Source organism: Terrabacter sp. C0L_2, from assembly GCF_036352015.1.
Taxonomy (GTDB): Bacteria; Actinomycetota; Actinomycetes; order Actinomycetales; family Dermatophilaceae; genus Terrabacter; species Terrabacter tumescens.
Genome location: NZ_CP143557.1, coordinates 3001725 through 3024186 on the forward strand (window position 1 = coordinate 3001725; position 22462 = coordinate 3024186).

At 69.9% G+C, this 22462-nt stretch carries 15 protein-coding genes and 1 tRNA gene; 14 read left to right on the forward strand and 2 right to left on the reverse strand.

Annotation, left to right across the window (positions count from 1 at the left end; translation table 11 throughout):
- Positions 1–191: 191 nt before the first annotated feature.
- The 11 genes from gltB (at position 192) to U5C87_RS13775 (ending at position 14844) form a co-directional block, all read left to right on the forward strand.
- Complete coding sequence (gene gltB / locus U5C87_RS13725) at positions 192–4757, forward strand: glutamate synthase large subunit (RefSeq protein ID WP_330473108.1); 4566 nt, start codon at positions 192–194, stop codon at positions 4755–4757.
- Complete coding sequence (locus U5C87_RS13730) at positions 4750–6207, forward strand: glutamate synthase subunit beta (RefSeq protein ID WP_330473109.1); 1458 nt, start codon at positions 4750–4752, stop codon at positions 6205–6207. Before gltB ends, U5C87_RS13730 begins: the two co-directional genes overlap by 8 nt.
- Positions 6208–6395: 188 nt before the next feature.
- Positions 6396–7853, forward strand: coding sequence for a pyruvate kinase (gene pyk, locus U5C87_RS13735; protein ID WP_330473110.1), 1458 nt, complete (start codon positions 6396–6398; stop codon positions 7851–7853).
- Between the two features lie 103 nt (positions 7854–7956).
- Positions 7957–8039 (forward strand) — tRNA-Leu (locus U5C87_RS13740).
- Positions 8040–8149: 110 nt separating this feature from the next.
- Complete coding sequence (locus tag U5C87_RS13745; RefSeq protein WP_443082059.1) at positions 8150–8875, forward strand: ANTAR domain-containing response regulator; 726 nt, start codon at positions 8150–8152, stop codon at positions 8873–8875.
- Positions 8876–9027: 152 nt separating this feature from the next.
- Positions 9028–10170 carry a branched-chain amino acid ABC transporter substrate-binding protein gene (locus U5C87_RS13750; RefSeq protein ID WP_330473111.1) on the forward strand — a complete coding sequence of 381 codons (1143 nt, stop codon included), beginning with the start codon at positions 9028–9030 and terminating at the stop codon, positions 10168–10170.
- 112 nt (positions 10171–10282) lie between these two features.
- The gene (locus U5C87_RS13755; RefSeq protein ID WP_330473112.1) at positions 10283–11272 is read left to right on the forward strand and encodes a branched-chain amino acid ABC transporter permease; all 990 of its coding nucleotides are present in this window, start codon (positions 10283–10285) and stop codon (positions 11270–11272) included.
- Positions 11269–12417 carry a branched-chain amino acid ABC transporter permease gene (locus U5C87_RS13760; protein WP_030202013.1) on the forward strand — a complete coding sequence of 383 codons (1149 nt, stop codon included), beginning with the start codon at positions 11269–11271 and terminating at the stop codon, positions 12415–12417. Before U5C87_RS13755 ends, U5C87_RS13760 begins: the two co-directional genes overlap by 4 nt.
- Positions 12410–13384, forward strand: coding sequence for an ABC transporter ATP-binding protein (locus tag U5C87_RS13765; RefSeq protein WP_443082060.1), 975 nt, complete (start codon positions 12410–12412; stop codon positions 13382–13384). Before U5C87_RS13760 ends, U5C87_RS13765 begins: the two co-directional genes overlap by 8 nt.
- Positions 13374–14093: an ABC transporter ATP-binding protein gene (locus tag U5C87_RS13770; protein WP_030202019.1), complete on the forward strand. Its 720-nt coding sequence runs from the start codon at positions 13374–13376 to the stop codon at positions 14091–14093. The genes U5C87_RS13765 and U5C87_RS13770 overlap by 11 nt, the downstream gene beginning before the upstream one ends.
- A gap of 169 nt (positions 14094–14262) precedes the next feature.
- Positions 14263–14844 carry a GNAT family N-acetyltransferase gene (locus tag U5C87_RS13775; protein WP_330473113.1) on the forward strand — a complete coding sequence of 194 codons (582 nt, stop codon included), beginning with the start codon at positions 14263–14265 and terminating at the stop codon, positions 14842–14844.
- Positions 14845–14874: 30 nt separating this feature from the next.
- On the opposite strand, the gene U5C87_RS13780 is transcribed toward U5C87_RS13775, so the two are convergent.
- On the reverse strand, positions 14875–15321 hold the full coding sequence (locus tag U5C87_RS13780) for a PaaI family thioesterase (protein WP_030202027.1): 447 nt from the start codon (positions 15319–15321) through the stop codon (positions 14875–14877).
- Positions 15322–15406: 85 nt separating this feature from the next.
- Here U5C87_RS13780 and polA point away from each other — a divergent pair, with 85 nt between their 5' ends.
- The 3 genes from polA (at position 15407) to U5C87_RS13795 (ending at position 21514) form a co-directional block, all read left to right on the forward strand.
- Entirely contained in the window at positions 15407–18082 is a 2676-nt protein-coding gene (gene polA, locus U5C87_RS13785) for a DNA polymerase I (protein WP_330473114.1), read from the forward strand.
- Between the two features lie 190 nt (positions 18083–18272).
- Positions 18273–18869, forward strand: coding sequence for a hypothetical protein (locus U5C87_RS13790; RefSeq protein ID WP_330473115.1), 597 nt, complete (start codon positions 18273–18275; stop codon positions 18867–18869).
- Positions 18866–21514, forward strand: coding sequence for a hypothetical protein (locus U5C87_RS13795; RefSeq protein WP_330473116.1), 2649 nt, complete (start codon positions 18866–18868; stop codon positions 21512–21514). The genes U5C87_RS13790 and U5C87_RS13795 overlap by 4 nt, the downstream gene beginning before the upstream one ends.
- A 99-nt stretch (positions 21515–21613) precedes the next feature.
- Here U5C87_RS13795 and U5C87_RS13800 read toward each other — a convergent pair whose 3' ends face one another.
- Positions 21614–22423 (reverse strand): class I SAM-dependent methyltransferase, encoded by an 810-nt coding sequence (locus tag U5C87_RS13800; protein WP_330473117.1) that lies wholly within the window; start codon positions 22421–22423, stop codon positions 21614–21616.
- Positions 22424–22462: the final 39 nt, after the last annotated feature.

Sequence of the window (22462 nt, forward strand, 5' to 3'; positions counted from 1 at the left end):
GGCTCCGTCCCGACGCCGGGACGTGAGCACGACGTCTCAGGATGCGGAATCCGCCATATCAACAGGTAGGACGAGCGGTCCCTCCGATATCGTCGTCGCAACGCCTGTGGCCAGTGCCGTCCACATGCCCTCAGTCATGTCGCCGGCCCGGTCGTGGTCGCCGCCTGGGACCCAGCAGAAGGACGGTGAAGATGCCGCCGCACACCCGCACCCGTGCTCTCTTCAGTGCACACCCGGAGAACTCCGGTCTCTACCGACGCGAGCACGAGCACGACGCCTGCGGCGTCGCGCTCATCGCGACGATGCGGGGCACCGCCGGCCACGACATCGTCGACCACGCCCTGACCGCGCTGCGCAACCTCGACCACCGGGGCGCCACCGGCGCCGACCCGCTCGTCGGTGACGGTGCGGGCATCCTGACGCAGATCCCCGACGAGTTCTTCCGCGCCACGGTGCCGTTCACGCTGCCCAACAGCGGGGCGTATGCCGCGGGCATCGCCTTCCTGCCGCAGAACCCCATCGAGCGCGCGGCCGCCAAGGCCCGCATCGAGGAGATCGCCGTCGCCGAGAACCTCAAGGTGCTCGGCTGGCGCGAGGTCCCCGTCGAGGGCGACCTCGTCGGCACCGTCGCCCGTGAGTGCATGCCGTTCTTCGAGCAGCTCTTCGTCAGCAGCTCGATCGGCCGCCAGGTGGCCCTCGGGCTCGACCGGCTGGCGTTCTGCCTGCGCAAGCGCGCCGAGCACGAGGTCGACGTCTACTTCTCCTCGCTCAGCTCGCGCACCATCGTCTACAAGGGGATGCTGACGACCGGTCAGCTCGAGCCGTTCTTCCCCGACCTGTCCGACCCGCGGTTCGCGAGCGAGCTGGCCCTCGTGCACTCGCGCTTCTCGACCAACACGTTCCCGTCGTGGCCGCTCGCGCACCCCTACCGGTTCATCGCCCACAACGGCGAGATCAACACCGTCAAGGGCAACCGCAACTGGATGCACGCCCGCGAGAGCCTGCTGACGTCGGACATCATCCCGGGCGACCTCGAGCGCGTCTTCCCGATCTGCACGCCCGACGCGTCCGACTCCGCGAGCTTCGACGAGGTGCTCGAGCTGCTGCACCTCGGCGGCCGCTCGCTCCCGCACGCGGTGCTGATGATGATCCCCGAGGCGTGGGAGAACCACGCCACCATGGACCCGGCCCGCAAGGCGTTCTACGAGTTCCACTCCACGTTCATGGAGCCGTGGGACGGGCCCGCCAACGTCTGCTTCAGCGACGGCACGCTCGTCGGCGCCGTCCTCGACCGCAACGGCCTGCGCCCCGGCCGCTACACCGTGACCGACGACGGCCTCGTCGTCCTCGCCTCCGAGTCCGGGGTGCTCGAGCTGGACCCCGAGACCATCGTCCAGCGCGGCCGCCTCCAGCCCGGCAAGATGTTCCTCGTCGACACCGAGCACGGCCGGATCGTCAGCGACGAGGAGATCAAGTCCCAGCTCGCCGCCGCCAAGCCGTATGCCGAGTGGCTGCACGCGGGCCTCATCCGCCTCGAGGACCTCCCCGAGCGCGAGCACATCGTGCACACGGCCGCCTCCGTCGCGCGCCGCCAGCAGACCTTCGGCTACACCGCCGAGGAGCTGCGCATCCTGCTCACCCCGATGGCGAAGTCCGGGGGAGAGGCGCTCGGCTCGATGGGCACCGACACACCCATCGCCGTGCTGTCCTCGCGCCCACGCCTGCTCTTCGACTACTTCACCCAGCTCTTCGCGCAGGTGACCAACCCGCCGCTCGACGCGATCCGCGAGGAGCTCGTCACCTCGCTCGGGACCTACATGGGACCCGAGGGCAACGCCCTGTCGGCCTCGCCCAGCCACGCCCGCCAGCTCGTCCTCGACTTCCCGGTCATCGACAACGACGAGCTCGCCAAGATCGTGCACATCAACGCCGACGGTGACCTGCCGGGCTACGCCACTCACGTCGTGCGCGGTCTCTACGACGTCACGGGGGGAGCGGCCGCCATGCGCGACCGCCTCGAGGAGATCTTCGCCGAGGTGTCCCGGGCCATCTCGCGGGGCGCGCGCTTCGTCGTGCTCTCCGACCGCGACTCCGGCCGCGACCTCGCGCCGATCCCGTCGCTGCTGCTGACCGCGGCCGTGCACCACCACCTCATCCGCGAGAAGACCCGCACCCAGGTGGGCCTGCTCGTCGAGGCCGGCGACGTGCGCGAGGTCCACCACGTGGCCCTGCTCATCGGCTTCGGTGCGGCTGCCGTCAACCCCTACCTCGCGATGGAGACGGTCGAGGACCTCGTCCGGGCCGGCGAGATCGAGGGCGTCACCGCCGAGAAGGCCGTCGCCAACCTCATCAAGGCGCTCGGCAAGGGCGTGCTCAAGGTCATGTCCAAGATGGGCATCTCGACCGTGGCGTCCTACCGCGGCGCGCAGGTCTTCGAGGCCATCGGCCTGTCCCAGGCCCTCGTCGAGCGCTACTTCACCGGCACGGTGAGCCAGCTCGGCGGGGTCGGGCTCGACGTCATCGCCCGCGAGACCGCCGACCGCCACGCGCGGGCCTACCCGCCGGACGGCGTGCACCAGCCCCATCGCACCCTCGAGGTCGGCGGCGAGTACCAGTGGCGGCGCGAGGGTGAGCCCCACCTCTTCGACCCCGAGACGGTCTTCCGCCTCCAGCACTCGACGCGCCAGCGCCGCTACGACATCTTCAAGCAGTACACCAACCGCGTCGACGACCAGACCTCGCGCCTCATGACCCTGCGCGGCCTCATGGGCTTCCGGCCGACGGGCGTCACCGGTCGCCTGCCCGTGCCGATAGAGGAGGTCGAGCCGGTCAGCGAGATCGTCAAGCGCTTCAACACCGGCGCGATGAGCTACGGCTCGATCTCCAAGGAGGCGCACGAGACCCTCGCGATCGCCATGAACCACCTCGGCGGACGCTCCAACACCGGTGAGGGCGGCGAGGACGTCGACCGGCTCCTCGACCCCGAGCGCCGGTCGGCGGTCAAGCAGGTCGCCTCGGGCCGGTTCGGCGTGACGAGCCTCTACCTCACCCACTCCGACGACATCCAGATCAAGATGGCCCAGGGCGCCAAGCCCGGCGAGGGCGGCCAGCTGCCCGGCCACAAGGTCTACCCGTGGGTGGCCAAGACCCGGCACTCGACGCCCGGTGTCGGGCTCATCTCGCCGCCGCCGCACCACGACATCTACTCCATCGAGGACCTGGCGCAGCTGATCCACGACCTCAAGAACGCCAACCCGTCGGCGCGCATCCACGTCAAGCTCGTCTCCGAGATCGGCGTCGGCACCGTCGCGGCGGGCGTGTCCAAGGCGCACGCCGACGTCGTGCTCATCTCCGGGCACGACGGCGGCACCGGCGCGAGCCCGCTCACGTCGCTCAAGCACGCGGGTGCGCCGTGGGAGCTCGGCCTCGCCGAGGCCCAGCAGACCCTCGTGCTCAACGGCCTGCGCGACCGCATCGTCGTCCAGGTCGACGGCCAGCTGAAGACCGGGCGCGACGTCGTCGTCGCGGCCCTGCTCGGCGCCGAGGAGTTCGGTTTCGCGACGGCGCCGCTCGTCGTCTCGGGCTGCGTCATGATGCGCGTGTGCCACCTCGACACCTGTCCGGTCGGCATCGCCACGCAGAACCCCGAGCTGCGCTCGCGCTTCTCGGGCAAGCCGGAGTTCGTCGAGACCTTCTTCGAGTACATCGCCCAGGAAGTGCGCGAGCACCTCGCCTCGCTCGGCTTCCGCTCGATCGAGGAGGCCGTCGGCCAGGTGGGCAGCCTCGACCTCGACAAGGCGATCGCGCACTGGAAGGCCTCGGGTCTCGACCTCAGCCCGATCCTCGCGGTCGCCGACAACCCGACCGGTGGCACGCTGCACCAGTCGGCCTCCCAGGACCACGGGCTCGACAAGGCGCTCGACAACGAGCTGCTGAGCCGTGCCCTGTCGGCCATCGAGACCGGTGAGCCGGTGCGCACCGAGATCGCCGTGCGCAACGTCAACCGCACCGTCGGCACGATGCTCGGTCACCACGTGACCAAGGCGCACCCGCAGGGGCTGGCGGACAACACGATCGAGCTGACGATGACCGGGTCCGGTGGGCAGTCGTTCGGCGCCTTCCTCCCGGCCGGTGTCACGATGCAGCTCTTCGGCGACGCCAACGACTACGTCGGCAAGGGCCTGTCGGGCGGCCGCGTCGTCGTGCGACCGCACCGCGACGCCACCCTCGTGGCCGAGGAGAACGTCATCGGCGGCAACGTCATCGCCTACGGCGCGACGACGGGCCAGCTCTTCCTGCGCGGCATCGTCGGCGAGCGCTTCTGCGTGCGCAACTCCGGCGCCCACGCGGTCGTCGAGGGCGTCGGCGACCACGGCTGCGAGTACATGACGGGCGGCACGGCCGTCGTGCTCGGGCAGACCGGACGCAACTTCGCGGCCGGCATGTCCGGTGGCCTGGCCTACGTCCTCGACCTCGACGCCGACCTCGTCAACCGCGAGATGGTCGACCTCATGCCGCTGCGCGACGCCGACGAGGAGCCGCTGCGCGAGCTGCTCGAGGCGCACGTGCGGTGGACCGAGTCGCCCGTCGCCCGAGGCCTGCTCGACGACTGGTCGGCCGCGCGCGAGCGCTTCACGCTCGTGCTGCCTCGTGACTACCAGCGCGTCCTCGACGTGCGCGCCGAGGCAGAGGCCCAGGGCCTCGACCTCGACGGCCCAGAAGTGTGGAACCGGATCATGGAGGCTTCCCGTGGCTGACCCCCAAGGCTTTCTCAACACCCGCGAGCGCGAGCTCCCGGCCCGCCGTCCCGTCCCGGTGCGCATCCGGGACTGGAAGGAGGTCTACGAGGAGCAGGAGCTCGGACAGCTCCAGCGCCAGGCCGGTCGCTGCATGGACTGCGGCATCCCGTTCTGCCACTCCGGCTGTCCGCTCGGCAACCTCATCCCCGAGTGGAACAACTTCGCGTGGAAGGGCGACTGGTCCGACGCCATCGAGCGGCTCCACGCGACGAACAACTTCCCGGAGTTCACCGGCCGCCTGTGCCCGGCGCCGTGCGAGACGGCGTGCGTCCTCGGCATCAACCAGCCGGCCGTGACGATCAAGCAGGTCGAGGTCACGACGATCGAGCGCGCCTTCGAGGAGGGGCTCGTCACGCCTCTCCCGCCCGAGCGCCTCTCCGGCAAGACGGTCGCCGTCGTGGGCTCCGGCCCCGCCGGCCTGGCAGCGGCCCAACAGCTGACCCGGGCCGGCCACACCGTGGCGGTGTTCGAGCGGGCCGACAAGCCGGGCGGCCTGCTGCGCTACGGCATCCCCGAGTTCAAGATGGAGAAGTCGGTGCTCGATCGCCGGCTCGAGCAGATGAGCGCCGAGGGCACCCGCTTCCGCAACGGCATGAACGTCGGCGTCGACATCACCGGGCGCCAGCTGCGCGACCGCTACGACGCCGTCGTGCTCGCTCTCGGTGCCACCGTGCCGCGCGACCTCGATGCGCCGGGTCGCCAGCTCGGCGGTATCCACCAGGCCATGGACTTCCTCCCGCAGGGCAACCGCGCCGCTCTCGGCGAGCACGTCGAGGACCAGATCCTCGCCACCGGCAAGCACGTCGTCGTCATCGGCGGCGGCGACACCGGCGCGGACTGCATCGGCACGTCGCACCGCCAGGGCGCCGCGTCCGTGACGAGCCTCGAGATCATGCCGCAGCCGGGGGAGGACCGTCCGTCCGGCCAGCCCTGGCCGACCTACCCCATGCTCTACCGCGTCGCCAGCGCCCACGAGGAGGGTGGCGAGCGCATCTACGCCGTCAGCACGACCGAGTTCGTGGGCGACGACGACGGCAACGTCGCGGCCCTGCGCCTGACCGAGGTCGAGTTCGTCGACGGTCGACCCACCCCGAAGCCGGGCACCGAGCGGGAGATCCCTGCGCAGCTCGTCCTCTTCGCCATGGGCTTCCTCGGCCCGCAGGGGAGCGGCGTGCTCGAGCAGCTCGGCGTCGACCTCGACGAGCGCAGCAACGTCCGTCGCGACAAGAACTTCATGAGCTCGGTCCCCGGCGTCTTCGTCGCGGGCGACGCCGGTCGCGGGCAGTCGCTCATCGTCTGGGCCATCGCCGAGGGCCGTGCCGCCGCCGCGGGCGTCGACGCCTGGCTCACGGGGTCGAGCTCGCTGCCGCGCCCCATCGCGCCGACCGACCGGCCGCTCACCGTCTGACTGTCTGACGGTGCCGGAGGCCGGACACCCGGCCACACCCTCACGTATGCCGTGTCGCCACCTCGGCGACACGGCATACGCTCATGATTGCCCCACGCCACAACGGATCCCGCGCCGACGACGCCGCGGCCGTCCCACAGGACGAACCCGCGTGGTGACCCACGTCACAGCACCCATAAGGTTGAGTCATGCGTCGCGCCAAGATCGTCTGCACCATCGGCCCCAAGACCTCATCGCCCTCCCAGCTCCGCGCCCTCGTCGACGCCGGCATGGACGTCGCCCGGCTCAACCTCTCGCACGGGGACCACTCCGTGCACGAGCAGGTCTATCGCGACGTCCGGGCTGCCGGCGACGCCTCGGGTCGAGCCGTCGGGATCCTCGTCGACCTCCAGGGTCCGAAGATCCGCACCGGTCGCTTCTCGAGCGGCCCCGTGACGCTGAGCCCCGGACAGCGCTTCACCATCACGACCCGCGAGGTCGACGGCGACGACTCCATCGTCGGCACGACGTACGCCGGGCTGCCCGGTGACGTGAGCCCGGGCGACGTGCTGCTCATCGACGACGGCAAGGTCATGCTCCGTGCGGTGGAGGTCAACGACACCGACGTGCTGACCGAGACCGTCATCGGCGGCCAGGTCAGCAACAACAAGGGCATCAACCTGCCCGGTGTCGCCGTCAGCGTGCCCGCCCTGTCCGACAAGGACCGCGAGGACCTCCGCTTCGCCATGCGGCTCGGCGTCGACATGATCGCCCTGTCATTCGTGCGCTCGGCCGAGGACATCGTCGACGTCCACGCGATCATGGACGAGTTCGGCGACCGCATCCCCGTCATCGCCAAAATCGAGAAGCCGCAGGCGGTCGACAACCTCGAGGGCATCGTGGCCGCCTTCGACGGGATCATGGTCGCCCGCGGCGACCTGGGCGTCGAGATGCCCCTTGAGGACGTGCCGCTCGTGCAGAAGCGCGCCATCGAGCTCGCGCGCCGCGAGGCCAAGCCGGTCATCGTCGCCACGCAGGTGCTCGAGTCGATGATCGAGAACCCCCGCCCGACGCGCGCCGAGGCCTCCGACGCCGCCAACGCCGTGCTCGACGGCGCCGACGCGCTCATGCTCTCCGGCGAGACCTCGGTCGGCGCCTGGCCCATCGACTCGGTGCGCACCATGGCACGCATCATCGAGTCGACGGAGGAGAAAGGCTTCGACAAGATCGTGCGGATGCCCACCAGCCCCAAGACGGTCGGCGGTGCGGTCACCAAGGCCGCGGTCGAGATCGGCGACGTCGTCGGCTCGAAGTTCCTCATCGTCTTCACCGAGACGGGCGGCTCGGCCACGCGGATGGCCCGCATCCGGCCGCGCCAGCCCATGCTGGCCTTCACCTCCGAGCCGCGGGTCCGCTCGCGCCTCGCCCTGGTCTGGGGCATCGAGACCTACCTCGTGCCCCGCATGCACCACACCGACCAGTTCGCGATGCAGGTCGACCTCAAGCTCATCCCGGAGGGCCGCGTGGCCGAGGGCGACCGCGTCGTCATCGTCGCCGGCTCGCCTCCCGGCATCCCCGGCTCGACCAACGCGCTGCGCGTGCACCGGGTCGGCGACGCGGTCAACCGGGCTGCCCCGGCCTACCGGCCGGAGGAGGTCACGAGCTGAGCGCGGACCCTCGCGACCAGCTCGCACGACTCGCGTGACCACGTATGCCGCCGGGCCCGCCCGGCGGCATACGCATCCGTGGGTATGCTGGCTCGGCACTCCGGCCGGGGTGGTGGAATGGCAGACACGGGGCACTCAAAATGCTCTGGCCGCAAGGCCGTGCGGGTTCGAGTCCCGCCCTCGGCACCGACGACCTCACCGTCTTCCCACGACCCGTTGTGGGGTCTCGTCGCCCCGGCCAGCGGGGTGACGGTCCCGAAACGCGCCCGAAACCTGGCCCCGGATAGGCTTGGCCCGTGAGCACCGACGAGAGCACGACGCCGAAGCCGACCCCCGCCAGCGTTGCGGTCCCCGCCGGGGGCACTGAGGGCACTGAGGGCACCGAGAGCACCGAGAGCACCCCGGCGTCCGAGGGCGGCCCGGAGACCACGGCCGCGGCGGCCACGGGCGCGACCCGGATCCTCGTCGCCGAGGACGAGGCCCTGATCCGCCTCGACCTCGTCGAGATGCTCGGCGAGCAGGGCTACGACGTCGTCGGCCAGGCGAGCAACGGCGAGCAGGCCGTCGAGCTCGCCAAGGAGGTCAAGCCCGACCTCGTCATCATGGACGTCAAGATGCCGGTGCTCGACGGGCTGTCCGCGGCCGAGCAGCTCCACGAGGCCAAGCTGTGCCCCGTCATCATGCTGACCGCCTTCTCCCAGACCGAGCTCGTCGAGCGGGCCCGCGACGCCGGCGTCATGGCCTACATCGTCAAGCCCTTCACCGCCGACGACCTGCGCCCCGCCATCGACATCGCGACGTCGCGCTGGCAGGAGCTCAAGGCCCTCGAGGCGGAGATCGCCGACCTCGGCGAGCGGCTCGAGACGCGCAAGCTCGTCGACCGCGCCAAGGGTGTGCTCATGACGCAGCTGAAGCTCAGCGAGTCCGACGCCTTCCGGTGGATCCAGAAGACCGCCATGGACCGCCGCCTCGGGATGAAAGAGGTCGCCGAGGCCGTCATCAACGGCTTCCCGGCGGCTTGATCGCGGCGTGGCCGCAGAAACTGCGGCCACCGGCACGGGCGCAGGTCACGACACGGTCACCGATCGCCGATTTCTGATGACCTCGGCGTGGGTTTCGGCTTAGTCTCCGACCAGCCCTCGACTGAGGGATGTGTGACATCAGGAGGACATCCGTGCGTTCCACCCTCAAGTTCGCCGTGCCGCTCGCGGTTGCGGCGCTTGCCCTCGGTGCGTGTGGCACCAAGGGCGGCGACACCACGACCCCGGCTGCCAGCGGTGGCGCCGCGGCCTGCGGCAACTACAAGATCGGCATGTTCGGTGCCCTGACCGGCCCGAACGCCAACCTGGGCATCTACATCCAGAACGGTGTCAACCTGGCCCTGGACGACTACAACAAGAAGCACGCCGACTGCAAGGTCACCCTCGAGAACTACGACTCGCAGGGCGACCCGACGCAGGCACCGGCCCTGGCCAAGAAGGCCATCGACGACAAGAAGGTCGTCGGCATCGTCGGCCCCGCGTTCTCCGGTGAGTCCAAGGCCGCCGACCCGGCGTTCAACGAGGCCGGCCTCGTCACCATCACGCCCTCCGCCACGAACCCGGCACTTGCGGACAACGGCTGGAAGACCTTCTTCCGCGCGCTCGGCAACGACGCCACCCAGGGTCCCGCGGCCGCCAAGTACATCAAGGACACCCTCAAGTCGACGAAGACCTTCGTCATCGACGACGCGTCCGAGTACGGCAAGGGCCTGGCCGACATCGTCCGCAAGGACCTCGGCTCGCAGGTCGTCGGCAACGACACCATCCAGCAGAAGCAGACCGACTTCAGCGCCTCCGTCACGAAGGTGACGAGCTCGGGCGCCGACGCGCTCTTCTTCGGTGGCTACTCGCCCGAGGCCGCGCCGCTCATCAAGCAGCTGCGCGACGCCGGCTGGAAGGGCACGTTCGTCGTGGCCGACGGTGTCAAGGACCAGTCCTTCATCGACAACGCCAAGGACGCCGCCGAGGGCACGATCATCACCTGCCCGTGCGTCCCGCCGGACGTGGCCCCGGACTTCCAGGCCGCGTACAAGGCGAAGTACAACGAGGACCCCAACACCTACTCCGGTGAGGGCTACGACTCCGCCACGATCCTGCTCGACGGCATCGCCGCCGGCAAGGACCGCGCGAGCATGGTCGACTTCGTCAAGGCGTACGACAAGAAGGGCGTGACGAAGCAGCTGAAGTTCGACGCCAAGGGCGAGTCCGCGGACATCAAGGTCTTCGCGTACAAGGTCGAGAACGGCAAGATCACCTCCGTCGGCGAGATCAAGTAAGCGCGAACGTCAACGAAGGGGGGCGGTCGGGGCAGTACGCTCCGACCGCCCCTCGTTCGGTTGGCGCCTCCACCCTGATCCCGCTCACCGCACCCGGCCCAGGAGGTCTTGGATGCAGAACCTCATCGACAACTTCTTCTCCTACACCATCACCGGCCTGACGATCGGCGCGGTCTACGCGCTCGTCGCCCTCGGCTACACCCTCGTCTACGGCGTGCTGCGCCTCATCAACTTCGCGCACTCCGAGGTGTTCATGTACGGCACCTTCGCGGCGCTGTGGGTGGTCATGATCCTCGGCGGGCACCCCGGTGCCGGCGTCGGTCAGGTCATCTTCTGGGTCGCGATGATGTTCGTCGCCGCCATGGCGATGTCAGGCCTGGTCGCCGTGCTCCTCGAGCGCGTGGCCTACCGCCCGCTGCGCAAACGCAATGCGCCACCGCTCATCGCCCTCATCTCCGCCATCGGCGCCTCGTTCGTCCTCGCGGAGATCATGGGCCTGCGCAGCCGCATCGCCGGCTGGGTGGGACTCGATGACACCCTGCGCGACTACGTGCGCAACTCCCGCAACAACGCGGGCCTGCCGACGATCATCCAGCCCCAGCCGATCTTCACGATCGGTGGCTACCACGTGACCAACGTCGACATCTTCGTCATCGTCGGCGCCATCGCGATCATGGTGATCCTCGACCAGTTCGTGAAGCGCTCGCGCCTCGGTCGCGGCATCCGCGCCGTCGCGATGGACCCGGAGGCGGCCGCCCTCATGGGCGTCAACCGTGACCGTGTCATCCAGGTGACCTTCCTCGTGGGCGGCGTCATGGCCGGCGCGGCTGCGGTCTTCTACATGCTCAAGATCGGCATCACCCGCTACGACGCCGGCTTCATCCTCGGCGTCAAGGCCTTCACGGCAGCCGTCCTCGGCGGCATCGGCAACCTCCGCGGCGCCCTGCTCGGCGGCTTCGTCCTCGGCCTGGCCGAGAACTACGGCTCCGCCGTCGTAGGGTCGCAGTGGAAGGACGTCGTGGCCTTCGTGCTCCTCGTCCTCATCCTGCTCTTCCGACCCACCGGCCTGCTCGGTGAGTCCCTCGGAAAGGCGCGCGCATGAGCACCCCGACGTCAGCCCCGGCGGCCCGCAAGCCCGCCACGCGTGGCTTCAAGGAGCGGGTCGACCACCTGCCCAGGAGCGTCAAGATCGTCCTCTGGGTGCTCTTCGCGCTCTTCCTCTTCCTCCTGCCGCTGCTCAACATCCCGTTCATCACGACCGAGGGCTCCGACTTCGGTGGCGTCCTCTTCACGGTCGCGACGTACGTCCTCGTCGCCCTCGGCCTCAACATCGTCGTCGGCTACGCCGGACTGCTCGACCTCGGCTACGTCGGGTTCTATGCCGTCGGCGCCTACACCGTCGGCGTCCTGACCTCCGAGCACGCCCACCTCTCGTGGGTCGTCGTCGTGCCGATCGCGATCGTCGTCGCGATGGTCTCCGGCGTCATCCTCGGTGCCCCGACCCTGCGCGTGCGCGGCGACTACCTCGCCATCGTGACGCTCGGCTTCGGCGAGATCGTGCGCCTCACGCTCGTCAACTCCCAGTGGCTCGGCGGTGCTCAGGGCATCAGCGACATCCCGAAGCCGCCCAGCGCCGAGCTGTTCGAGGTGCCCAGCCTCGACTGGAGCAGCGGTGCACCGGTCGTCGACCTCGACACGACGTCGACGTTCCTCAAGTTCGGCATCAACGACTTCGTGCCCTACTACTGGCTCGCCCTCGGCATCATCGGCCTCGTCCTGCTCTTCGACATCCTCGTCAAGAGCAGCCGGGTCGGTCGTGCCTGGGAGGCCACGCGCGAGGACGAGGACGCGGCCGAGCTCATGGGCGTGCCGACCTTCCGGTTCAAGCTGCTGGCCTTCGCCCTCGGCGCCGCGATCGGTGGCCTCTCCGGAGCGCTGTTCGCGACCAAGGCCGGCTTCATCTCGCCGGACAGCTTCCAGCTGCTGCTCTCGATCCTCTTCCTGGCGGCCGTCGTCGTCGGTGGAGCGGGCAACCGGTGGGGCGTCATCGTCGGTGCGATCGTCGTCGGCTACTTCCCGGAGCGCTTCCGTGACTTCGCGGACTTCCGCGTGCTCGTCTTCGGTCTCGCCCTGATGCTGCTCGCGATCTTCCGCCCCCAGGGCCTGCTGCCGCCGCGGCGGACCGTCCGTGCCAAGCGCGCGGACGACAGACAGGCCGTCCTCGAGGAAGGAGAAGCCAGTGCCTGAGCCGACCCAGCCCACCACGGGCGACGACGAGACCACGAGCCCTGCTGCGAGCCCTGCTGCGGCCCCGGCCACCACGGCGGGCGCCGGCGCCGGCGAGCACCGGCTCGCCGACCCGGCCGACGAGGTCACCGAGATCAACCCCGGTGTCGACATCGCGCCGGAGGACATCGGCGTCCCCGTCGTGTCCGAGGGGGAGCGCCTGCTCGAGGTCGACGAGGTCACGCTCCGCTTCGGCGGTGTCGTGGCCCTCAACGAGGTGAGCTTCCACATCAACAAGGGCGAGATCCTCGGCCTCATCGGGCCCAACGGCGCCGGCAAGACGACGTGCTTCAACGTCATGACCGGCGTCTACCAGCCCACCTCCGGTGCCGTGCGCTACCTCGGCAAGCCGCTCGGGAAGCGCAAGAAGTTCCAGATCACCAAGCTGGGCATCGCGCGCACGTTCCAGAACATCCGGCTCTTCGCCAACATGACGGCCCTGGAGAACGTCCTCGTCGGGGTCGACGCGCACCACACGACGGGCGTCGTCTCGGCGATGTTCCGCCTGCCGAAGCACCGCAAGGAGGAGTCGCAGGGCTACGCCCGGGCGATGGAGCTGCTGACGTTCATGGGGCTCGACGGCAAGGCCGACGAGCTCGCGCGCAACCTCCCGTACGGCGACCAGCGCCGTCTCGAGATCGCGCGTGCGCTCGCCACGAGCCCCCAGCTGCTCTGCCTCGACGAGCCGGCCGCCGGCTTCAACCCGGCCGAGAAGGCCAAGCTGATGGAGCTGATCCGCACCATCCGCGACCAGGGCTACACCGTCCTGCTCATCGAGCACGACATGAAGCTCGTCATGGGCGTCACCGACCGGATCGTCGTGCTCGAGTTCGGCCGCAAGATCGCCGAGGGCTCGCCGGCCGAGATCCGCGACAACCCGGCGGTCATCGCCGCCTACCTGGGAGTTGATGAGGAAGATGCTTCTTGAGGTCAAGGGCCTGTGCGTCAACTACGGACGCATCGAGGCCATCCGCGACATCAGCTTCACGGTCGACGAGGGTGAGATCGTCACCCTCATCGGGGCCAACGGTGCCGGCAAGACGACGACGATGAAGACCGTGTCCGGGCTGCGTCCCGTGCGCGCCGGCACGGTCACCTTCAACGGCAAGGACATCACGCACCTGCCGTCGCACGAGCGGCCGGTGCTCGGCATCTCGCAGTCGCCCGAGGGCCGCGGGTGCTTCGTCGGCATGACGGTGATGGAGAACCTCGAGATGGGCACGTACGCGCGCCCGGACCGCAAGACCAAGGCCGTCAAGGACGACCTGGAGCGCGTCTTCGAGCTCTTCCCGCGCCTCAAGGAGCGCAGCAACCAGGCAGCCGGCTCGATGTCGGGTGGTGAGCAGCAGATGCTGGCGATGGGCCGGGCGCTCATGGCCAAGCCCAAGCTGCTGCTCCTCGACGAGCCGTCGATGGGTCTGGCGCCCAAGCTGATCCAGCAGATCTTCGACATCGTCACGGAGATCAACAGCCAGGGCACCACCGTGCTGCTCGTCGAGCAGAACGCCGCGCAGGCGCTCAAGCGGTCGCACCGCGCCTACATCCTCGAGACGGGCGAGATCGTCCGTGAGGGCACGGGCAAGGCTCTCGCCGACGACCCGGCCGTCAAGGCCGCCTACCTCGGCGGCGACGTCTAGCAGGGTCATCTCCGACGGAGCCACGCGCCCTTCGGAATCCGAAGCGGGGTGCCACGACATCGGTCGTGACACCCCGCTTCGTCGTAGCGATCGCTGCGGTTCTCTTCCGTCGAGTCGCCGTTGGCCGTAGTGTTCGCCGGGTGGCCTCGGGGCTTGGAACGGAGGAATGATGGGTCGAGCAGTGGTCTCGGTGCAGCGCGTGGACGAGGGCCTGCACTCGCAGTTCATCGAGCTGTGGATCACGCACCGGATCGAGGGCGGCACCACCCCTGAGGCGGCCCATCGGCTCGCGCTCGACGGCACCCTGCGAAATGCCTTGCAGCGCAATGACATCTGCGCCTTCATCGCCTTCACCGACGGCCGGCCGGCGGGCTACGTCGTCCTGGCGGACTCGACCAGGAGCCTGCTCGTCGACTCCCCGTGCGTGTCGATCGACATGCTCTTCGTGCATCCCGACTTCCGCCGCCAGGGCATCGGCCGCTCGCTGCTCGCCGCGGCGAGCCGCTACGCCGACCGTCAGGGCTGCGAGCACCTCGCCAGTGCGGTTCCCGCAGGTGACCGCGACGCGAACCGCTTCTTCGCCCGTCTGGGGTTCGCCCCCGAGACCGTCCGGAGGGTGGCGTCCGCCGCGACCCTCCAGCGCAAGCTGGCGGGCGAGCCACGTCCTCAGCGGGTATCGCTCGACCTGCTCCAGCGCCGCCGCGACCTCCGCGCCCGGGCGCCGCGCCACGACCCGAAGATCGCCGGCTGAAGCCGGACCCCGTGGGGCCCGGCGGGGCCGTCAGGCGCCGGGGGCTGCGTCGCGCAGCAGGCAGGTGATCCGCGACGTGCAGACCCGCCGACCGTCCTCGTCGGTGACGACGACGTCGTAGCTGACCAGGGTGCGCCCGGCACTGAGCAGCGTCGCGGTGCCGGTGACGACCCCGGTCCGGGCGGCACGGTGGTGCGTGGCGTTGATGTCGAGGCCGACGGCGACGCGACCCGGTCCCGCGTGGATCTGCGCGCCGATCGAGCCGAGGGTCTCGGCGAGCACGACGCTGGCGCCGCCGTGGAGCAGGCCGTAGGGCTGGGTGTTGCCCGCGACCGGCATCGTCGCGACGAGCCGCTCGGGCGAGACCTCCGTCATCTCGATCTGCATGCGCTCGAGCAGCGTGCCCTCGGCCATGGAGCGCATGTCATCGAGGGTCTGGCCGGCCGGCTGCGCCGACGTCGTGGGGGAGTCAGTCATGCCCGCGATCGTATGCCGCCCTGCCGCGCCGTCGCCGGGCCGTGCCCCCGCTCACGCCGTCGGTGGGCGCCACTAGGGTTGCCGTGTGAGCCGACTTCTCCTCCTCGACGGACACTCGCTGGCCTATCGCGCCTTCTTCGCGCTCCCCGCCGAGAACTTCTCGACGAGCACCGGGCAGCACACCAACGCCGTCTACGGCTTCACCTCGATGCTCATCAACATGCTGCGCGACGAGGAGCCGACGCACGTCGTCGTGGCCTTCGACAAGGCCCGCCAGTCGTTCCGCACCGAGGAGTACTCCGAGTACAAGGCGGGCCGCGCCCGCACGCCCGACGAGTTCCAGGGACAGATCCCGCTCGTCAAGGAGATCCTCGACGCGCTGCGCATCAGGTTCGTCGAGCTCGACGGCTACGAGGCCGACGACATCATCGCGACGTTCGCGACGCAGGCCGAGGCCAAGGGCATCGACGTCCTCATCTGCTCCGGCGACCGAGACACCTTCCAGCTCGTGTCCGACAAGGTGACCATCCTCTACCCGGTCCGCGGCGTCTCCGAGGTGTGGCGGATGGGCCCGACCCAGGTCGAGGACAAGTACGGCGTCCCTCCGACCCGCTACAGCGACCTCGCGGCGATGGTCGGCGAGAGCTCGGACAACCTGCCGGGCGTGCCCGGCGTCGGCCCCAAGACCGCCGCGAAGTGGATCACCCAGTACGGCGACCTCGACGGCATCGTCGCCAGCATCGACAAGATCCCCGGCAAGGCGGGCCAGTCGCTGCGCGACCACCTCGACCAGGTGCTGCGCAACCGTCGCCTCAACCAGCTCGTCAAGGACAGCCCCGTCGGCGTCGAGATCGAGGACCTCCAGCGCACCCAGTGGAGCCGCGAGGAGGTCCACACGGTCTTCGACGGCCTCGAGTTCCGCGTCCTGCGCGACCGGCTCTTCGCGACCGTCGAGGCCGCCGCGCCGGAGGCCGAGGAGGGCTTCGACATCGACGGTGCGGTGCTGGCGCCCGAGGCCGTGGCGGCCTGGGTGGCGGAGCACCTCGCCACCGACCACCGGTCGGGCCTGTCCGTCACCGGCACGTGGGCGCGAGGCACTGGTGACGCCAGCGGCGTGGCCGTGGCAGCCGCCGACGGCAGCGCGGCGTGGATCGACCTGCAGACCCTGACGCCCGAGGGCGAGGCCGCCCTGGGCGCTTGGGTCGAGGACGCCGCACGCCCCAAGGCCATCCACGACGCCAAGGGGCCGATCGAGGCCCTTGCCGCGCGAGGCTGGTCGCTCGCCGGGCTGACGAGCGACACCCAGCTCGCGGCATACCTCGTCAAGCCCGACCAGCGCACCTACCACCTCGACGACCTCGTGCTGCGCAACCTGCACCGTGAGCTCAGCGGGTCGGCGCCGACCGACGGCCAGGGCATGCTCGACTTCGGCGGCGACGCCGACGAGCAGGCCGCCCAGAAGGAGATGATCCGCGCGAGCGCCGTGCGCGACCTCGCCGCGGTGCTCGACGAGCAGGTGGTCTCCACCGGGGGCGAGCAGCTCCTCGCCGAGGTCGAGCTGCCGCTCGTCGACGTGCTGGCGCGGATGGAGCGCACCGGGATCGCCGTCGACGTCGACGGTCTCGACGGCCTCGAGAAGGACTTCGCCGCCAAGGTCGCACAGGCCCAGCAGGACGCCTGGGACGCCATCGGCGGCGAGACGATCAACCTCGGCTCGCCCAAGCAGCTGCAGGAGGTCCTCTTCGGCACGCTCGCGATGCCCAAGACGAAGAAGACCAAGACCGGCTGGACCACCGACGCAGACGCGCTCAACGACCTCTTCACCAAGACCGGGCACCCGTTCCTCGAGGCGCTCCTGCGCCACCGGGACGCCGCACGCCTGCGCGTCACCGTCGAGGGGCTGCAGAAGTCGGTGGCCGACGACGGCCGCATCCACACCACCTACCTGCAGACGATCGCCGCGACGGGGCGGCTCAGCTCCACCGAGCCCAACCTTCAGAACGTCCCGATCCGCACCGAGGAGGGGCGCCGCATCCGTGAGCTCTTCGTCGTGGGCGACGGCTTCGACGCGCTGATGTCCGCCGACTACTCCCAGATCGAGATGCGGGTCATGGCCCACCTGTCCGGCGACGAGGGGCTCATCGAGGCCTTCCGCACCGGCGAGGACCTCCACAAGTACGTCGGCTCCAAGGTGTTCGGCGTCGAGCCCGACGACGTCACGGCCGCCATGCGCTCGAAGGTCAAGGCCATGTCCTACGGCCTCGCCTACGGCCTGTCCGCGTTCGGCCTGTCCAAGCAGCTGACGATCAGCACGGAGGAGGCCCGGGGCCTCATGGAGGGCTACTTCGAGCGCTTCGGCGGCGTCAGCGACTACCTCAAGGAGGTCGTCGCCGAGGCGCGCGGCACCGGCTACACCGCGACGATGTTCGGGCGACGCCGCTACCTGCCCGACCTGACCTCGGACAACCGCCAGCGCCGCGAGATGGCCGAGCGCATGGCGCTCAACGCCCCCATCCAGGGCTCGGCCGCCGACATCATGAAGGTCGCGATGATCGGTGTCGACCGGGCGCTGACCGACGCAGGCGCCGCGTCGCGCATCCTGCTCCAGGTCCACGACGAGCTCGTCCTCGAGGTGGCGGCCGGCGAGCGCGACGACGTCGAGAAGCTCGTGCGCCACGAGATGGGCCACGCCGCCGAGCTCGACGTCCCGCTCGACATCAACGTCGGGGTCGGACACTCCTGGCACGACGCCGCGCACTGAGGGGCGTGGGCGGCCTGCCACCACGGCGGAGGCAGCCGCCCTACCCACTTTCCGGTGTCCGTTAGGTCACGTTCTGGCAACGGCGACGTGGTGTCCACCACTTGACACACCACGGACCCCAGCACACCTGCATACTGCTCGGTAACTTGCACCCGTCATCGGCGACGGGTGCTTTTACTGTGAGGTGGACATGGTCAGAAGCCTGGTCACAGGTCTGTGTCTCGCCGTCTTTGCGGCGGTCATCATCGGACTGAGCAACCTGCTCGGTCTCGACCTCGAGCACGTCGCCCTTCTCGGTGCGGCTCTCGGCGGTGTTCTCGGGCTCGTCCCGCACCGTCCCGTCTGGGGCAAGGTGGCCGGCTTCCTCGCCGGGTTCGTCCTTGCCTGGATCGGTTTCGCACTGCGCGCGGCCGTCCTGCCCGACTCGTCCGCGGGCCGCGCCGTCGCTGCCTTCGTCGTCGTGGCTCTGATCGCCGTCGTCGCCGCGGTGAGCCGTGGACGCCTGCCGCTGTGGAGCGGTCTCGTCGGTGCCGCGTCGATCGTCGGGGCCTACGAGTCGGTCTACACCAATGCTCCATCACAGTTCCTCACGGAGTCACCCGCGGCTGCGACCACCGTGCTCCTGGCTGTGGGGCTCGGCTTCTTCGCCACGAATCTCCTTGCGGCCCAATCCGACTCGACCGCGACTGTGCAGTGGCGCAGGGCCGTGTCCGATGCGGACACCGGTGAGCGCCAGACCGGCACCACCACAGACCTCGACGAGCTCGTGACGGGAGCGGCACAGTGAACAAGCGAACCCTCGCCACCATGGTGGTCGGCCTCGCGGCCATGCCCACGATCCTGCTTCTCGCGGCGTCACCCGCCGCCGCTGCCGGTGACGGCGCCGTCCAGGTGTCCAACACCGAGACGGTGCAGGCCTACCTCGACGCGTCCGGCAAGGTCGACGTCGCACGCGTCTACGAGCAGGTCGCCATGAAGGGCCGCGGCTCGGTCGACCTCGCGAACCCGGTCGAGACCCAGGGCCTGCGCAACCTCGACGGCTTCGGTGGGTTCGAGGTCAAGGACGGCATCATGCTCGGCCGCTTCGACGTCGATGGCGAGCAGCGGCTGAGGACCGTCAGCGACTTCACCAAGAAGCTGCCACTCGAGGTTCAGGCGACCTACACGCTCGACGGCCAGCCCGTTCAGCCCGACGACCTGCTCGGTCGCAGTGGCCGACTCGAGGTGCGCTACACCGTCAAGAACGTCACGGGCTCTTCACAGGTCGTGACCTTCGACGACGGCACCGGGGCGAGCACGTCCGCGACCCAAGACGTCGTGATCCCGATGGTGGGGTCGCTCACCACGACCCTGCCGGCCACCTTCACGAACGTGAGCTCCAACGAGGCCAACCTCGCGGGTGACGGTCGCGGTGGGACGAAGCTGACCTTCACCATGACGTTGTTCGGCCCCATCGGGACGCCGACCGCGACCTTCGGCTACGCCGCAGACATCGTCGACGGCACGCTCCCCAAGGCGTCCGTGTCGGCCCTGCCGGTCAGCCCCCTCGACAGCCCGTCGTTCAAGGGCGGCGCTGAGAGCTACAAGGGCGGAGCCACGACCGGTGCCACCCTGACGGCCGGGGCCACCGAGATCGACACGAACCTGCTCAAGCTGCGGGACGGTGCGAGCACACTGCTGGCCGGCCTGATCCAGCTGCGGGACGGTGCCAAGAAGCTCGACGCGGGGCTCGGTGCCCAGGCGCTGCCCGGCTCAAGAGACCTTGCAGCGGGCGCAGGCCAGCTGAAGGACGGGACGAGCAAGCTGCGGTCCGGAGCAGGAGATGCGAAGGACGGCTCGGCCAAGGTGGCTGACGGGGCGACCCAGGTCGCGGACGGCAACTCCAAGCTCGACGCCGGGGCGAAAAAGTTGAGCAGCGGCGCGGCCCAGGTGGACGACGGCGCCGGCCTCGTGGCCGGTGGCCTGCACCTGCTGGGTGACCAGGCCCCTGGCCTACTTGACGGCCTCGCTCAGGTGGCCGATGGTCTCGACCAGGTCGATGCCGGACTCACGACGCTTTACGACGGCATCGGTGGACTCCCGGACCAGGCGAAGCCGCTGCACGCAGGGATTGCGAAGTTGCGTGCCGGGCTCGGCAACAAGGGCCAGACCGGAACCCTCATCGACGGTGTCGATCAGATCCGCGCTGGTCTGGCCACGGCCACGGAGAACGGCGGAAGCCTCGACCAGCTCAAGGGTGGCGTCGACCAGTCCAAGGGTGGTGTCGACCAGTCCAAGGGTGGTGTCGACCAGGTTCGAGCGGGCCTGCAGGACGCTTTGAAGTCGGGCGGCGGCATCGACCAGCTGGACGGTGGGGTCGCGCTTGCCAAGACGACCGACTGCGGTGTGGTGTGCCAGGGGATTCTGGGACAGGTGCAATCCGGCCTGGGCGACCTGCGGACCAAGACGACGACCGCCTCCGCTGGTCTGGGCCAGGTCTCGGGTGGTCTGGGACAGGTGTCGAGTGGCTTGGGCCAGGTGTCCGGAGGCCTCGGTCAGCTCAAGGGCAAACTCAGCGATGCGGCCATCGGTCTGGTGAAGGTCGAGTGCGGGTTGAGCAACACCACTCTCAAGGGTGTGTGTGACCCGACCGTGCCCGGCCTGCTCGAGGGCGTCGACCTCGTCGACGGAGGAGTCTCGACTCTTGTCGACGGTGTCGTCACCAAGGTCCAAGGCGGCATCGGCGGACCGAAGGACACTGCGAAGAACAAGACGTTGCGAGGTGGCATCAATGACCTCCAGTACGGAGTCGACCTCCTCGGACTGGGTGGACTCGATCTGGTCGACGCTGTCGATCGTCTGACGACCGGGGCTGACGCCGTCCATGGCGGGACCTCGGCCGTCGCAAAGGGCAACGGCGAGCTCTCGGCGAATGCGTCGAAGCTCGCGTCCGGCGCCGGGAAGGTGGCGACCGGAGCCGGGCAGCTGGACACCGGTATCGGCAAGCTCGCCGATGGCGCCGGCCAGCTGGACGACGGCGCGGGCAAGCTCAAGGACGGCGCCGGACAGCTCTCCGACGGCCTCGCTGACGCGGCGGACGGCACGAGCCAGCTTGCCGCCGGTCTCACCGACGCGGCTGCCGGCGCACCCCAGCTGAAGGACGGTGCCCAGCGCCTGTCCGACGAGGGGACGAAGAAGCTCGTCGCGGCCGGAAAGGCCACGGCGGCCGACTACGGCGAGAAGTATGCACTCATCGAAGTCGGGGCCAAGCGTGCCAAGGCCGAGGGGATGGCGTACGGCGCGCCGAAGGGCGCTACGGGTGCCACGGCGTACTCCTACGAGCTCGCAGGTGTCGACGGTGAAGGCTCGGCCAACCTCGGTCGGGCCGCAGCGGCTGTCGGAGTGTTCGGCCTCGCCGGTGGATCGGTCCTCCTGAGGCGACGCTTCCTCTGACGAGCGTGACGACGGCGGCCGCGGATCCTTCGGGATCCGCGGCCGCTGTCGCGTGCGTCCGGCGCGATGGTCCTCGACGCGTCGACCGGTCGTCGCCCGTCAGGCGGGCTCGCGGCAGACGAAGATCGCCGTGCCGGGGATGACCCGCCCGCGCAGCGGGGACCAGCCGCCCCACGGCTCGTCGTGCCCCTCGGGCCACTCCGGCTCGACGAGGTCGACGAGCACCAGCCCGGCCGCCGCGATCTCGCGCACCCGGTCACCGAGCGTGCGGTGGTGCTCGACGTAGGTGGCGTGTCCCGACGCGTCCTGCTCGACGTAGGGCGTGCGGTCGAAGTACGAGTGGCGCGCCGTGAGGCCGCCGGCACCCGGGTCGTCCGGGAAGGCCCACCGGATCGGGTGGGTCGTGGAGAAGACGAAGCGGCCGCCCGGCCGCAGCACCCGGGCCGCCTCGGCCATGACGACCTCGGAGTCCGCGACGAAGGGCACGACGCCGTATGCCGTGAAGACCGTGTCGAAGGACGCGTCGGCGAAGGGGAGGGACCGTCCGTCGCACTGCGCGAACGGCACGCGGGCCCCGCTCTCGACGGCGGCGTTGACCGCCACCCCCGTCGCGACCATCCCTGCCGAGAGGTCGGTGGCCACGACGGTCGCGCCGTGCGCGGCGAGCCAGCGCGAGCACTGGCCGGAGCCCGCGCCGATCTCGAGGACCACCTGGCCGGCCGGGTCGCCGAGCAGGCGGGCGTCCTCCTCGCGCAGGCGCTCCGGTCCCCACACGAAGTCGGTGTCGCCGAGGAACGAGCCGTGCTCGACGTAGTACGACGTTGCCTCGCCGTCCCACCACGTGCGGTTGGCCGTGGCCGTCTCGGCCGGGGGAGCGGGACGTCGGGTGGCCTCGGTGGGCGTGCTCACGGCATACATCGTCTCTTTTGACCGGGTGCTGACAGCGCG